At 58.1% G+C, this 15,007-nt stretch carries 15 protein-coding genes; 11 read left to right on the forward strand and 4 right to left on the reverse strand.

Annotated features, from left to right (window positions below; genetic code table 11):
- Nucleotides 1–204: 204 nt before the first annotated feature.
- The gene (locus AC2TDJ_RS13225; RefSeq protein ID WP_480842908.1) at nt 205–1,014 is read left to right on the forward strand and encodes a division plane positioning ATPase MipZ; all 810 of its coding nucleotides are present in this window, start codon (nt 205–207) and stop codon (nt 1,012–1,014) included.
- A 68-nt stretch (nt 1,015–1,082) separates the two neighbouring features.
- Here AC2TDJ_RS13225 and AC2TDJ_RS13230 read toward each other — a convergent pair whose 3' ends face one another.
- The 3 genes from AC2TDJ_RS13230 to AC2TDJ_RS13240 form a co-directional block, all read right to left on the reverse strand.
- Nucleotides 1,083–2,030 (reverse strand): hypothetical protein, encoded by a 948-nt coding sequence (locus AC2TDJ_RS13230; protein ID WP_480842909.1) that lies wholly within the window; start codon nt 2,028–2,030, stop codon nt 1,083–1,085.
- Nucleotides 2,031–2,165: 135 nt separating this feature from the next.
- A complete protein-coding gene (locus tag AC2TDJ_RS13235; RefSeq protein ID WP_480842910.1) occupies nt 2,166–3,401 on the reverse strand; it encodes an adenylate/guanylate cyclase domain-containing protein in 1,236 nt (411 codons plus the stop codon).
- Between the two features lie 61 nt (nt 3,402–3,462).
- Nucleotides 3,463–3,915, reverse strand: coding sequence for a MarR family winged helix-turn-helix transcriptional regulator (locus AC2TDJ_RS13240; protein ID WP_480842911.1), 453 nt, complete (start codon nt 3,913–3,915; stop codon nt 3,463–3,465).
- A gap of 57 nt (nt 3,916–3,972) precedes the next feature.
- Between AC2TDJ_RS13240 and hmgA the strand changes: the two genes are divergently transcribed.
- From hmgA to AC2TDJ_RS13280, 8 genes are all read left to right on the forward strand, one after another.
- Nucleotides 3,973–5,328 carry a homogentisate 1,2-dioxygenase gene (gene hmgA, locus AC2TDJ_RS13245; protein ID WP_480842912.1) on the forward strand — a complete coding sequence of 452 codons (1,356 nt, stop codon included), beginning with the start codon at nt 3,973–3,975 and terminating at the stop codon, nt 5,326–5,328.
- Nucleotides 5,325–5,957, forward strand: a complete 633-nt coding sequence (maiA, locus tag AC2TDJ_RS13250) for a maleylacetoacetate isomerase (protein ID WP_480842913.1) — start codon at nt 5,325–5,327, stop codon at nt 5,955–5,957. Before hmgA ends, maiA begins: the two co-directional genes overlap by 4 nt.
- A gap of 7 nt (nt 5,958–5,964) precedes the next feature.
- Nucleotides 5,965–7,224: a fumarylacetoacetase gene (fahA, locus tag AC2TDJ_RS13255; RefSeq protein WP_480842914.1), complete on the forward strand. Its 1,260-nt coding sequence runs from the start codon at nt 5,965–5,967 to the stop codon at nt 7,222–7,224.
- Nucleotides 7,225–7,234: 10 nt separating this feature from the next.
- Nucleotides 7,235–8,185, forward strand: a complete 951-nt coding sequence (locus AC2TDJ_RS13260; protein WP_480842915.1) for an MBL fold metallo-hydrolase — start codon at nt 7,235–7,237, stop codon at nt 8,183–8,185.
- 134 nt (nt 8,186–8,319) lie between these two features.
- Nucleotides 8,320–9,930, forward strand: a complete 1,611-nt coding sequence (locus tag AC2TDJ_RS13265; RefSeq protein WP_480842916.1) for an FAD-dependent oxidoreductase — start codon at nt 8,320–8,322, stop codon at nt 9,928–9,930.
- 5 nt (nt 9,931–9,935) lie between these two features.
- Nucleotides 9,936–10,133: a DUF2783 domain-containing protein gene (locus AC2TDJ_RS13270; RefSeq protein WP_480842917.1), complete on the forward strand. Its 198-nt coding sequence runs from the start codon at nt 9,936–9,938 to the stop codon at nt 10,131–10,133.
- A gap of 5 nt (nt 10,134–10,138) precedes the next feature.
- On the forward strand, nt 10,139–10,681 hold the full coding sequence (locus AC2TDJ_RS13275; protein ID WP_480842918.1) for a VOC family protein: 543 nt from the start codon (nt 10,139–10,141) through the stop codon (nt 10,679–10,681).
- A 117-nt stretch (nt 10,682–10,798) separates the two neighbouring features.
- Nucleotides 10,799–11,128: a DOPA 4,5-dioxygenase family protein gene (locus AC2TDJ_RS13280; protein ID WP_480842919.1), complete on the forward strand. Its 330-nt coding sequence runs from the start codon at nt 10,799–10,801 to the stop codon at nt 11,126–11,128.
- On the opposite strand, the gene AC2TDJ_RS13285 is transcribed toward AC2TDJ_RS13280, so the two are convergent.
- Entirely contained in the window at nt 11,125–12,753 is a 1,629-nt protein-coding gene (locus tag AC2TDJ_RS13285; protein ID WP_480842920.1) for an acyl-CoA synthetase, read from the reverse strand. The genes AC2TDJ_RS13280 and AC2TDJ_RS13285 overlap by 4 nt on opposite strands.
- A gap of 219 nt (nt 12,754–12,972) precedes the next feature.
- Here AC2TDJ_RS13285 and AC2TDJ_RS13290 point away from each other — a divergent pair, with 219 nt between their 5' ends.
- Entirely contained in the window at nt 12,973–14,364 is a 1,392-nt protein-coding gene (locus AC2TDJ_RS13290) for an aminotransferase family protein (protein WP_480842921.1), read from the forward strand.
- 139 nt (nt 14,365–14,503) lie between these two features.
- On the forward strand, nt 14,504–14,965 hold the full coding sequence (locus AC2TDJ_RS13295; protein WP_480842922.1) for a hypothetical protein: 462 nt from the start codon (nt 14,504–14,506) through the stop codon (nt 14,963–14,965).
- Nucleotides 14,966–15,007: the final 42 nt, after the last annotated feature.

The raw sequence follows: 15,007 nt of genomic DNA on the forward strand, positions 1-15,007 counted from the left end.
AACCGTTTTTCGATCAGGACATTGAAACAGGGCACCGGATTTGGCAATGGCAGGACCTAACCCGCGCCAGTCATGTGGTTTTCCAAATTAGAGACTGTAAATGACCCTCAGCCGTGCCTGAGGTTCTTCCCTTCCCGGCCTACACAACATATAGTGGGTCGCAACAACCTGTGGGTAAACACGGCGGGACTTGGGAATACAGGCATGGCACATATCATAGTTGTCGGGAACGAGAAGGGCGGCGCAGGCAAATCGACCGTGTCCATGCATGTGGCAACCGCACTGGCGCGCCTGGGCCACGGGGTCAGCACCCTGGATCTGGACCTGCGGCAGCGCAGTCTGGGTCGATACTTCGAAAATCGCCGAAACTTCATGAATGGCGCTGAACTGGCTCTGCCCAGTCCGCGTCACCACGACCTGCCCGAAATCGACGCGACCAAACTGAAGCCGGGCGAAAACATCTATGACCACCGTCTGTCCGCCGCAGTGGCCGAGCTGGAAAGCGACAGTGAGTTCATTCTGATCGACTGCCCCGGCTCTCACACGCGACTGAGCCAGGTGGCGCACTCACTGGCCGATACGCTGATCACCCCGCTGAACGACAGTTTCATCGATTTTGACCTGCTGGCTCGGATCGACTCGAAGGGAGAGAAGATTCTCGGGCCGTCGGTCTATTCCGAGATGGTCTGGAATGCCCGGCAATTGCGGGCGCAGGCCGGGCTGAAACCGATTGACTGGGTCGTGGTGCGCAACCGGGTCGGGACCCAGCGCATGGTCAACAAGGAAAAGATGCAGCGCGCGATCGAAATGCTGTCTCAGCGCATCGGCTTCCGTGTGGCCTCGGGCTTTTCCGAACGCGTGATCTTCCGCGAATTGTTCCCACGCGGCCTGACTCTGCTGGACCTCAAGGATATCGGGGTGAAACAGCTCAACATCTCGAACATCGCGGCGCGGCAGGAGTTGCGAGACATGATGAAAGAGCTGAACCTGCCGGGCGTGGAGATCGATTTTTAAACTACCCGCTTACAGCTGATGGGCTGCCTTGCCGCGTCTGTTCGGCCTTTGGCATGACGTTATCATATTCACTTTGAGGCCGTTGCCTTAGGTGGTGGAGCCGGGATCATCTCGTCAAGAACTGCGCCGGCCTCATAACCCAAAAGATCGACTTCCATTCGTGCGGGATCTCCGAACGCCCACGCCCCGACGTTCCGCTGCATAATCACATAGCCAACATGCTTTGCCAGCGCATCTGTCCCATGCGCGTTTTCCGCGAACATAACTTGTCCGGCTGCGACTTTTTCGGGCATCACGCGCTGCAAGTACAGAAGCACGACATTGACGTCTTCGACGCTGGAACCGCCGTGATGCACGATGTACATCCTGGCCCAGTCTTCTTCATTCATCGCGGCGCGGGCCTTTGAAACGACGGAGTGCAGTGCGGTCAATTCGGCGCGTGCGGTTTCACGCATATTCTGAACCCATATTGGCCGCATGTCGTTAATGACTTTGGACACGGCTTCGCGCGTAAGCTCATCTTGGCTCACCGCGTGCTTGGTGAAAGCTCGTGCCTGTTCAAGCATTTCGCGTTGACGGGTCAGTGACTCTGTCGGCAATCCCAAACCATCAATTGCTGCGAGTAGCGCATCGATCTCGGCCGCGATACTCGAAAACTCGCTCTTCCAGCGCGCGTTGTCTTCGTCTTCAGGCCAAGGGGTGACCGCGCCAATAATTCCCAGCAGAACATGAGATGTCGACTTGAGGTGCTGATAACCCGGAGCGTCCCTGGAATACGTTGCTTCCCCATCTTCCGAGATCACGGTGACGTCCCGCGCGATTACCATGATCGGTCGAATATCTGCCGTCAGCGCGTCCTGGCCGCGATGAAAGATCGAGAGCATGGCGTGATTGAAGGTCTCCACAGCTTTGTCGGCGTCACCTTGATCGGCGGGCGCGTTTGTCGAAGAAAAAAGAAAAGCTATGCCCAAAACTACGGCGAAATTGGCGCTGCGCCGCACGAATGAGTTCTGCATGATGCATATCCTCTGAGCTGAGTTTGCTGGGTCATCATACATCGTTGGCGCTTGTGGCGCGAATTCCTCATCTTCAACCGGCTGTAAACCACGTGAAGATTGAGAGATTTCGGAAGGTACTTGCCGCCAATGGTCCTATTGACCCGTCCGATATACCGTAAACAGCTCTTTCGGCTCGGGTACTCCGCGCAGCATGTAGCGCCCTACCGAGATCAGCTCGTGATCGCTGGGCTGAGCCGCGCGGGCCACGTCGTCCGAGATCAGAATGCGCTGCCCCAGCGAACGGTGCATGCCCGCAATACGCGCAGCCTGATTTACCGCCGGGCCGATCACTGTGAAATCCAGCCGGCTTTCCGCGCCGATATTGCCGTAGAGAATCTCACCCGAGTGCAAGGCCAGAGTATAGTTTGAGACCGGCAGGCCCCGGGCCTTGCGCTGTTCGTTCAACTCGACCATACGATCCTGCAAGACCGCCACTGCGCCCAGCGCGGCGCGGGCGTCAGCGTCAATCTCGCCCACATCGAACATCGCCATCAGCCCGTCGCCCATGAACTTCAGAATGCTACCGTCGCATTCGTGAACCACTTCCACGGCTACGGCCAGATAGTCGTTGAGCATCTCGATGATTTCGGAACCGGGCAATTCTTCTGACAGGCTGGTAAAGCCCTCAAGGTCAAAGTTCCAGATTACCGCGTCGATCTGCTGCAACGAACCGCGGCGAATTTCCCCGGACAACACGCGCTGCCCGGCATCGCGACCCAGATAGACCCGCATCAGATCCTGCGCCACCCGGGTGCTGGAGGCCGATTTCAGCGCCAGCCCGAGATGCGGCAAGGCAGTGTTTATCAGGTCCAGATCGCTGGTACGAAACCCGTCAGGTGCGTCGCTGGTCCAGGACATCAAAACACCGTCGACCGGCTTGTTTGCATCTCTTGGTCCGTTATGCGTCGGGCTGTCGAAGGATACCCCGGTCGCGTAATACTCTGTCGCCCCATTCTCGCGAAGTTCGTTCAACAAGGGAAAGCGGCTGGCCTCGTTCTTGTCGATCAGGCGTTCGTGGATGACATCGATATCTTCGTTCAGCAATGCGAACATCGGGCTTTGCTGCCAGACCTCACTGGGTGTCTCGGAATACTCGAAAGTCTGATAATCACCGCCCTTGTCCTGATACCAGCTGTAACCTGTTCCGCCATAGACCGGGTGCAGCGCCGACTGCGCGGCGTGGAAGCGCATCAACGGCACGCCCATATCAACAAGTCTTTTGCAATAACCGTCCAGAAGCTCTTGCTTGCCCGCCCCCTCAAGGCCACGCGTCACCAGCCAGTCGATGAGGTCAATTGCTTTTGCGGTGTCTGTGTCCGTGGACGTCATGTCTGATACCTGCTTCCGTTCAAGTATTCATCTGGGAACACCGGGGCCAGATTACCAGCGATTAATCCATTCCGGCCAGACGTCGCAGCATCATACGCAGCAATACCACTTCGCCATTGGTGAAATGCGCAGCCAGTTTCGCGTCGTATTCCTGTGCGATGCCGCGCAGTTCACGGTAAGCGGCCTGACCGGATTGGGTCAGGGACAGCCTTTCGACGCGGCGGTCGTTTTCATCGCGCAGCCGCTGCAGAAAGCGGCGCTGTTCCAGTTTGCGCACGGCACGGCTGATCTTGGTTTTGTGGATCTTGGCCCGCAGGCCGATATCCTTGGCGGTCATCTCGCCGTAATTGCCCAGGTGAAACAGCACGCGCCACTCGGTTCGCAACATGCCATAGCGATCCTTATAGACGCGCTGAAACTCGAGCGAACTTTCCTCGGCCGCCTGATTCAACAGAAAAGGCAGGAAATCTCGCAGATCAAAGTCAGCTTTTTTGTCAGATTCTTCCCGTGTCATGCTTGTTAGTTACAAAATCAACTATTATCCGACAAGCAGAAACGCGAGGTATCATCCATGAATCACCCGACTCACCCACGTGAAATGATCCAAGCAGACACGCCTGTTGGCACCCATCCGGGGTATATGCCTGGCTGGGCGAATGATTTCGAAACCGAGGCCCTTCCTGGCGCGCTGCCACAGGGTATGAACAGCCCGCAAAAATGTAACTATGGTCTATATGGCGAACAGCTTAGCGGCACGGCCTTCACCGCAAACCCGCCCGAGCGGACGTGGTGCTATCGCATTCGTCCATCGGTCAAGCATTCGACGCGCTATGAAAAGATCGACGTACCCTATTGGAAATCCGCGCCCTGCGTAGATCCGGACGTGATCAGTCTGGGCCAGTATCGCTGGGACGCGGTGCCCCATTCCGAGGAAGGGCTGAACTGGATCACCGGTATGCGCACGATGACCACCGCAGGGGATGTGAACACTCAGGTCGGTATGGCCAGCCATATCTATCTGGTCACTGAATCGATGGTGGACGAGTATTTCTATTCCGCCGACAGCGAATTGCTGGTGGTCCCGCAGGAAGGCCGCCTGCGTTTCGCGACCGAACTGGGCATCATAGATCTGGAACCCAAAGAGATCGCCATCCTCCCGCGCGGTCTGGTCTATCGCGTCGAAGTGCTCGACGGGCCGTGCCGCGGCTTTGTCTGCGAGAACTACGGGCAGAAATTCGAGCTGCCGGGCCGTGGCCCCATCGGCGCCAACTGCATGGCCAACCCACGTGATTTCAAGGCGCCGGTGGCAGCTTTCGAGGATCGCGACGTGCCGTCGACCATCACCATCAAGTGGTGCGGCCAGTTCCATCGCAGCCAGATCGGCCAGTCGCCGCTGGATGTGGTCGCGTGGCACGGCAACTACGCACCTTACAAATACGATTTGCGTAACTACTGCCCGGTCGGCGCCATCCTGTTCGACCACCCGGACCCGTCGATTTTTACCGTGCTGACCGCGCCTTCGGGCCATCCCGGCACGGCCAATATCGACTTTGTCCTGTTCCGCGAACGCTGGATGGTGATGGAGGACACATTCCGCCCGCCCTGGTATCACAAGAACATCATGTCCGAGCTTATGGGCAATATCTATGGCCAGTACGACGCCAAACCTCAGGGTTTTGTCCCAGGCGGCATGAGCCTGCACAACATGATGCTGCCCCATGGGCCGGACAAGGAAGCCTTCGAAAAAGCGTCAAACGCCAATCTGGGCCCGGACAAGCTGGACAACACAATGTCCTTCATGTTCGAAACCCGGTTCCCGCAACACCTGACGGCCTTTGCCGCGAACGAAGCGCCCCTGCAGGACGACTACATTGATTGCTGGAGCGATCTTGAGAAGAAATTCGACGGGACGCCGGGCAAGAAATGAGGCTCTACGGGTATTGGCGGTCTTCTGCGGCATATCGATTGCGCATTGCGCTCGGGCTCAAGGGGCTCGAGTGGGAAGACATGCCCATCAATCTGATCACCGGCGAACAGCAGACAGCCGATTATTTGGCCAAGAATCCGATTGGTCTGGTGCCGACTCTGGAACTGGATGACGGCACGCTACTGACGCAATCCCTGTCGATACTGGAGTGGCTGGAAGAGACCTACCCTGATCCGGCTATTCTGCCGTCTGACCCGTTGAAGCGCGCCCAGACCCGTGCCTTGGCGCACATGATTGCCGTGGACACCCATCCGATCCAGAATTCTGGCGTCGTCAGCCACCTAAAAACGGCACTGGGCGCAGATGGCGATCAGGCCATTGAATGGATGTGCCACTGGATGAAGCGCGGTTTCACTGCGTTTCAAGCTTTGGCTGCATCCGGCACACGCTTTGCTATGGGGGATACACCCGGTCTGGCCGATATTTGCCTTGTGCCGCAACTCTATAACGCGCGACGCTGGGGGCTGGATCTGACACCCTACCCGCGCCTGAGCGAAATTGAACAAAACTGCCTTGACCTGCCTGCTTTTTCGAATGCGGTGCCCGAGGCCCAACCTGACGCAAAATGAGATACGCATGAGCCAGTTGAAAAAATCCTGGGTGATCTCGGCCAATTCCGCCGACACCCCTTTTCCATTGAACAACCTGCCGTACGGCGTCTTTTCGACCGAAGGCACTGACCCTCGCTGCGGTGTGGCGATCGGCGACATGATCCTTGACCTCACGGCCGCCGAGGCGGAAGGGTTGGTCACACTAACCGATGAGCCGTTATTCGATCTGCCCTTCTGGAACCCGCTGATGGAAGAAGGTCCTGCCGTTTGGGCGGCGCTACGCGAACGGCTGACCGATCTGCTGTCCGAAGGGTCCGAAGAACAGAACAGGGTCGAACCCCTTCTGGTGCCGCAGGCCGAGGCCGAGATGCACCTGCCCTTCGCCGTCAGTGAATACACGGATTTTTACGCGGGTCGGAACCACGCCTTTAACGTTGGCACCATGTTCCGTGGGCCCGAAAACGCCTTGCCGCCGAACTGGCTGCACATCCCCATCGGCTATAACGGGCGCGCGTCGTCCGTCGTGGTCTCGGGCACCGATATCCGCCGTCCCTGGGGTCAGTTGAAGTCTCCGGATCAGGAATTGCCCGCCTTTCAGCCCAGCCGCCGCTTCGACATTGAACTTGAGATGGGCGCAATTGTCGGCACGCCGTCGGACGGACCGATTACAGTTCAGGAGGCCGACGACAATATCTTCGGCTACGTCCTGCTGAACGACTGGTCCGCGCGCGACATTCAGGCATGGGAATACCAGCCGCTTGGCCCGTTTCAGGCCAAGGCGACCGCCACCTCGATTTCACCGTGGATCGTCACCAAGGCTGCGCTGGAACCCTTTCGCTGTGATACGCCCGAACGCGATTTCGAGCTACTTGATCACCTCAAGGATTGCGGTCCGATGCTGTATAACATCGACCTGTCGATCACGATGGCGCCTGCCGGCAAAGCTCCGACAACCATTGCCGAGACGAATTACAACCAGATGTACTACTCTGCCGCGCAGCAGTTGGCACATCACACGACCTCGGGCTGCCCTATGAACACCGGCGACCTGCTGGGCTCGGGCACAATCTCTGGCCCGACCAAGCCGGAACGCGGTTCGCTACTGGAGCTCAGTTGGGGCGGCAAGGAACCCCTGACGCTGGACACCGGTGAGACCCGCAGCTTTATCGAGGACGGTGACACGCTGACCCTGACGGGTGCAGCCAAAGGCGACGGATACACCATCGGTTTTGGCGATTGCGTCGGCACCGTTCTGCCTGCTTTCGAAAACCCCTACGCACGATAAGGAACTCACCATGGCCAAAGCATTCGCGTCCCAGGGGGACATGACGGAAAAGAAAATCTCGTTCACCGAAGTTGGCGAAGGGCTTTATGCCTTCACCGCCGAAGGTGATCCGAACTCGGGCGTCATTATCGGAGATGACAGCGTGATGATCGTCGAGGCGCAGGCGACCCCGCGTCTGGCGAACAAGGTGATCGAATGCGTCCGCTCGGTGACCGACAAGCCGATCACGCATGTGGCGCTGACCCATTATCACGCCGTTCGCGTCCTGGGTGCCAGCGCCTTTGGCGCGCAGCAGATCCTGATGTCCGACATGGCCCGCGCCATGGTCGTGGAACGCGGGCAAGAGGATTGGGACAGCGAATTCCAGCGTTTCCCGCGCCTGTTCGAAGGACACGAAAGCATCCCCGGCCTGACCTGGCCCACAACGACCTTCAGCGACACGATGACCGTCTATCTGGGCAATCGCCGCATTGATCTGATGCATCTGGGCCGTGCCCACACCGCCGGAGACATCGTCATTCACGTCCCGGATCAGAACGTCATGTTTACCGGCGACATCGTTGAATACCACTCGGCCTGCTATTGCGGCGACGGGCATTTCAGCGACTGGGGCGACACCTTGGACGAGATCAAATGGTTCGACGTGGACGCGATCGCTCCGGGCCGTGGCGACGCACTGGTTGGAAAGGACATGGTCAACGCGGCCATCGAAAACACCCGGGACTTTGTCGAAAGCACCTTCCGCCCGGTGGCCAAAGTCGCGGCGCGCGGTGGCAGCCTGAAAGAAGCCTGGGACGCGGTTCGGGCCGAATGCGACCCGAAATTTGCCGATTACGCGATCTATGAACACTGCCTGCCGTTCAATGTTGCACGCGCTTATGACGAGGCGCGGGGCATCGACACGCCTCGCATCTGGACCGCTCAGCGCGACTTGGAAATGTGGGAGGCCCTGCAGGGCTGAGAATATCCGGGCCGGATTTGATCCAGATCGTGTTGGCCCGGACCAAACGATGAGAGGATGAACCTGACCTTTGACGCGGTCGCGTCAGAGCGCGGACGAGGTGCGCCCTGCGCGCAGAACGTGGGAGAGAGACTGTGAACAAGATATTTGAAACACCGATCTATGCTTACGAGCCCAGCCCGGACCAGTCCGCGCCCGCTCCGGTACGCCATAAGGTGATCGTGGTTGGTGCCGGGCCCGTGGGTCTGGCCGCGGCCATCGATCTGGCCCAGCATGGGGTCGAGGTTATTGTTCTGGACGAAAACGACAAGGTCAGTTTTGGCAGCCGAGCCATTTGTTTTGCCAAACGACCGCTGGAAATTCTCGACCGGCTGGGATGCGGTCAGCCCATGGTGGATAAGGGTGTCGTCTGGAATCTGGGCAAAGTCTTTTTCGACAACCGGAAAGTCTATGAGTTCAACCTCCTGCCCGAGGAAGGGCACAAGCGTCCGGCATTCATCAATCTGCAGCAATACTATTTCGAACAGTATCTGGTCGAACGGGTTCGCGAATTGCAGGAAGAGGGCGCGCCCATTGAAATCCGCGGCCGCAACAAGGTCGAAGCGGTCGGCACCCATCCCGATCACGTCAAGCTTGAAGTGGAAACACCAGAAGGTTCCTACACCATCGAAGCCGATTGGGTTATCGCCTGTGATGGCGCCGGGTCACCCATGCGATCCATGTTGGGCAAAGACTTTGTGGGTCGCGTCTTCGAAGACAACTTCCTGATTGCTGACGTGATCATGGACGCCGATTTCCCGACCGAGCGGTGGTTCTGGTTCGACCCGCCGTTCAACAAGGGCCAGTCAGCCTTGTTGCACAAGCAACCCGACAATGTCTGGCGCATCGACCTGCAACTGGGCTGGGACATTGACAAAGAACGCGAAAAGCGCCCCGAGAATGTGATCCCCCGCCTTAAGGCGATGCTGGGCGAAGACGTCGAATTCGAACTGGAATGGGTCAGCATCTACACCTTCCAGTGTCGCCGCATGGAACAGTTCCGCTATGGTCGTGTGATCTTTGCCGGCGACAGCGCACACCAGGTCAGCCCCTTCGGCGCCCGGGGCGCAAACTCGGGACTGCAGGACACTGACAACCTGTGCTGGAAACTGAAAATGGTCATCGATGGCACCGCACCCGAGACCCTGCTTGACAGTTATGATGTCGAACGAATTCAGGGTGCGGACGAAAACATCCTGAATTCCAGCCGCTCGACCGATTTCATTACGCCGAAATCCCGGATGTCCCGCCTTTTGCGTGATGCCGTTCTGGACTTGAGCGAACATTACGAGTTTGCGCGTCCGCTGGTCAATTCCGGCCGGTTGAGCCTTCCCTGCACCTATTTCGGCTCGCCCCTGAATTCCGCCGACGCCCTGAACGGCCCGGCGCGTACCCGACCGGGATCGCCTTGCCCTGATGCACCATTGGGCGATGAGTTCCTGCTGTCCAAACTCGGGGATGATTTCATCCTGATGACCATTGACGCAGACGCGCCAGATGAGATCGAGGTCGAAGGCGTGAAAGTCAGGCGACTGGCCCTGTCTGTCAAGGACGACCCGACGATGGAGCTGAAACGCCGCTATCTGGGTGACGCAACCAGCGCCGTTTACCTGATCCGCCCCGATCAGCACGTGGCTGCACGGCGCGACAGTTATGAAGAAAATGCAATCCGGCACGCGGTCCTCCGCGCCACTGGGAAGGAGTAAACGCCATGGCCGACCTTATCCTCTCACCAAATATCGACCGGGCTGACGATTTTTATGCCGATCTGCTTTCGGCACATGAAGGCCTGGAAGATGCCGACAGCGATGCGCTGAACGCGCGGCTGGTGCTGATTTTGGCAAACCATATCGGAGACACCGAGATACTGAAACAAGCGCTGAACGCAGCCGCGCTGAAGCAGGAGTGACTGCCATGAAAATCGAACAGATTCACCACGTCGCCTATCGCTGCAAGGATGCAAAAGAGACGGTGGAATGGTACGGCAAGATGCTGAATATGGATTTCATTCTTGCCATCGCCGAAGACAAGGTGCCTTCGACCCACGAGCCCGATCCTTACATGCATCTGTTTCTGGATGCCGGGAACGGCAACGTGCTGGCGTTTTTCGAATTGCCGACCAAACCCGAAATGGGTCGCGACGAGAATACACCGCCCTGGGTTCAGCACATCGCCTTCAAGGTCAAAGACCGCGACGCGCTGGTTGCGTTCAAGGAACACCTCGAAGCCAACGGGGTCGAGGTTCTGGGCGTCACCGACCATTCGATCTTCCATTCGATCTACTTCTTCGATCCAAATGGGCACCGCGTTGAACTGGCCTGCCCGGATCCCGAGGAGGAGGAGATGCTGGCCCGGCTGGACAGCGTGAAGTGGGATATGCTGGAAGAGTGGTCGCGCACCAAGAAAGCCCCCCAGCATGCGGACTGGTTGCATGCCAAGGAACTGAACAAGGGCTGACGGCTTCGTTGCGCTGGGATTGACCATATACCCAGCGCACACGGCCTGTGTGTCGGCATGGGTGCCACCGGCGGCCTCATCTGTTTAGATTGAGCAAAACAGATGAAGGGGAACGCGATGCCTGAAATTTCCGGCTACCATGCTCATGTCTATTTCGACGCCGATACGCAGAGTACGGCCCAATGGGTATGCGAGGAGGCCGCGCGCCTGTTTCCCGTTCAGATGGGGCGGATGCATGACCGAAACGTCGGCCCGCACCCGCGTTGGAGCTGTCAGCTGGGATTTGCTCCCACAGTCTTTGATCAGGTTATCCCCTGGCTGATGCTCAACCGTCAGGGTCTGACGATCTTTACCCACCCCGATACCGGCCACCATCTGCCCGATCACAGGGACCACGCCATCTGGATGGGTGAGATGCTGGAGCTTGACCTTTCGATCTTCGACTAATCCAGTTCTCGGGCCTGGTCACGCAGAATGAACTTTTGGATCTTGCCGGTCGACGTCTTGGGCAGTGCGCCAAACACGACGGTCTTTGGCGCCTTGAAATGAGCCATATTGTCCCGGCAGAACGCGATCACCTCAGCCTCGGTTGCCTCCACCCCCGGCTTCAGCTCGACAAAGGCACAGGGCGTTTCGCCCCATTTCTCGTCGGGCCGTGCCACCACGGCGGCCTCCATCACGGCCGGGTGCCTGTAAAGGACATCCTCAACCTCGACTGACGAGATATTCTCTCCACCGGAAATGATGATGTCCTTGGACCTGTCTTTCAGCGCGATATAGCCATCGGGGTGCATTACGCCCAGATCACCCGAAGCAAACCAGCCGCCATTGAACGCCTTGTCCGTCGCATCGGGGTTTTTCAGATAACCCTTCATCACGATATTGCCCTGCATGAAAATCTCGCCCATGGTTTCACCATCAGCGGGCACAGGCTGTAACGTCTCGGGATCAGCAACCATCAGGCCGGACAGCGCCACGTATTTGACACCCTGCCGCACTTTCAGCGCCGCCTGTTCTTCGGGCGCCTTGTCATTCCATTCTTCCTTCCATGCACAGACCACCGATGGCCCGTAGGTCTCGGTCAGACCATACACGTGGGTCACTTCGACACCCATTCCTTCCATCGCCTGAATCACTTTGGCGGGGGGTGGTGCACCTGCTGTCATCACCTTGATTTGCTGGCTGAAATCCTTGAGGTGATCCGGTGCGTTTGCCAGCATGTTCAGCACGATGGGTGCGCCGCAGAAATGCGTGACGCCTTCCTCACGGAAGGCACGGTAGATCGGTTCATCCCGCACCGCACGCAGGCAAACGGACGTGCCCGCGTTGGCTGCCATGGTCCATGGGAAACACCAGCCGTTACAGTGAAACATCGGCAACGTCCACAGATACACCGAGTGCTGCGGCATGCCCCATGTCAGAATGTTCGACGTTGCATTCAGCGCAGCCCCTCGGTGGTGATAGACGACACCTTTCGGGTTGCCGGTTGTCCCCGACGTATAGTTCAGCGTGATCGCATCCCATTCATCTGCAGGCAGCGGCCAATCAAAGCCCGGATCACCTTCGGCCAGCAGCGCGTCGTAGGTCAATTCGCCCAGCCGCTCACCCCCGTCGAAGCCGGGGTCTTCGATATCAATTACCAGCAGGTCATGATCCACTTGCGTCAAAGCCTGCTTCACAACGCCCGAAAACTCGGGATCGACCAGCAGAACCTTGGCCTCGGCGTGGTTGAGGATGAAGGCAACGATGGGTGCGTCCAGCCGGGTATTGATCGCGTTCAGAACGGCGCCGGCCATGGGAACGCCAAAATGCGCCTCGTAATGCTCGGGAATGTTGGCGGCGATGATCGACACTGTATCCCCATCACCGATTCCGCGCGCGGCCAGCGCGCTGGCCAGACGGCGACAGCGGTCATAGGTTTCCGACCAGGTATACCTGCGCGCGCCGTAGACTACAGACGGGTAGTCGGGATAGATCGCGGCGGTTCGCTCGATATAGCTGAGCGGGGAAAGGGGTGTAAAATTCGCTGGGGTCTTGTCCAGATGCTGCTGATATATTGTGCGGGCTGTCATCCGATGCTCCTCCCAATCTCGCCAAGTTCGTGTATTGAGCACAAAGCTTGCATCAAAACAAACCCGTATAAATACGCGGAAATGATGCACTGGCGTTATTCTATGGGTTAATCTGGCCCTACTTCCCGCGCTATATTCACGCTGATCTACATCATCACGTCACAGCGCGCCCGCTGGGTCATCTTGATTCCCGCGCGCCTTACCTTGAAAGGACATGTCATGGACGGCACGTTCAACGAAAACGATCTTTCCCGCGTGGTCGAGGCTGACCGCGCCCACATCTGGCACCATCTGATCCAGCACAAACCATTTGAGACAAACGACCCGCGCATCATCGTCGAAGGCAAGGGCATGCGTGTCTGGGACCAGAAAGGAAAGGAACATCTGGACGCCGTTTCCGGTGGCGTGTGGACGGTGAATGTGGGCTATGGCCGCGAATCCATCTGCAAGGCGGTCTATGACCAGCTGATGAAGCTGTGCTATTTCGCAAACTCCGCAGGGTCGATCCCGGGGTCGATCTTTGCCGAGAACCTGATCGCCAAGATGCCGGGCATGAGCCGCGTCTACTACACCAACTCGGGCTCCGAGGCGAACGAGAAGGCGTTCAAGATGGTTCGCCAGATCGCGCATAAACGCTATGGCGGCAAGAAGACCAAGATCCTGTATCGCGACCGTGATTATCACGGCTCGACCCTTGCGGCGATGTCCGCGGGTGGTCAGGACGAGCGCAACATGCAGTATGGGCCGTTTGCCCCCGACTTCGTGCGCGTGCCTCATTGCATGGAGTACCGCAAGCACGAACTGGACGGTGCGCCCGAAGAGAACTTTGGCGAATGGGCCGCAGACCAGATCGAAGAGGTTATCCTGCGCGAAGGCCCCGACACAGTCGGCGCCCTGTGCCTTGAGCCCGTCACTGCGGGTGGCGGCGTGATCGAGGCGCCCGAGGGTTATTGGCAGCGCGTGCAGGAAATCTGCAAGAAGTACGACGTCCTGCTGCATATCGACGAGGTCGTCTGCGGCGTCGGCCGGACCGGCACCTGGTTCGGATATCAGCAATACGGCATCAAGCCCGATTTCGTGACCATGGCCAAGGGTGTCGCTTCGGGTTATGCGGCGATTGCCTGCATGGTGACCACCGAAGAGGTGTTCGACTTGTTCAAGGACAATGCAGACGATCCGCTGAACTATTTCCGCGACATCTCGACCTTTGGCGGCTGCACGGCCGGTCCGGCGGCGGCCATCGAGAACATGCGGATCATCGAGGAAGAAAACCTGCTGCAGAACTGCACCGACATGGGCAACCGCATGACGGCAAACCTGCAGGAACTGATGGAGAAACACAGGGTCATCGGCGACGTCCGTGGCAAGGGCCTGTTTCTGGGTGCCGAACTGGTTGCGGATCGCGCGACCAAGGAACCTGTGGATGAGAAGCTGGCACAGGCCGTTGTCGCCGACTGCATGGCGCAGGGCGTGATTATCGGTGTCACCAACCGTTCGGTTCCCGGCAAGAACAACACTTTGTGCTTCTCGCCCGCGCTGATCGCGACTGCCGAGGATATTGACCAAATTACCGATGCAGTCGACGGCGCCCTGGGGCGAGTGTTTGGATGATTTGATCGGGACACTTCTCGGTCCGACTAGAGACAAGAAAACCGGCGCACCCCGCGCCGGTTTTTCCGTTGGGACCCATCAATTTGCGTAATTCCTGATCTCAGATAGCCTGTGACCATTCTATTCAGGAGATCCGACCATGAAATTCAATTTCCTCCGTATCATAGCCACATTCCTTGCGCTTTCCATCGCTCCCCCGACCAGTGCCGAAGACGGCAGCGGTTTCCCCCAGATCGTCGGCACCTGGACAGGTACTTATCTGGTGGCTTTCGCCAAATCGAACCCGAACCATGAAAAGGGTCTTCTGAAGACCGAAATGGAATTGGAGATCAGCAAGCTGGACGGCAACCTGATCACTGCCACCAACCGCTGGCGGCGGATTGGCGACAAAGAGTGGATCGTGGAAGAGGCAATGGGAACCTTCAGCCTGGATGATCCCACCCGCTTTGTATTGGCCGAAGCCGGAATATCGGGCGAGGACGTTTCAGCGGGGATATTCAATGGGGTCTACCTGGATGACGTGCTGATGATCACCTATGCCGGTCCGGGCACTGGCGTCGCTTTTGCTGCGCAGTTGGTAAAACAGAAGGATGATCAGTAGGCCAACACTCACGACAAGAACGGATGGATCACCGATGTGGCT

The organism is Ruegeria sp. HKCCD6647-2 (assembly GCF_057221075.1).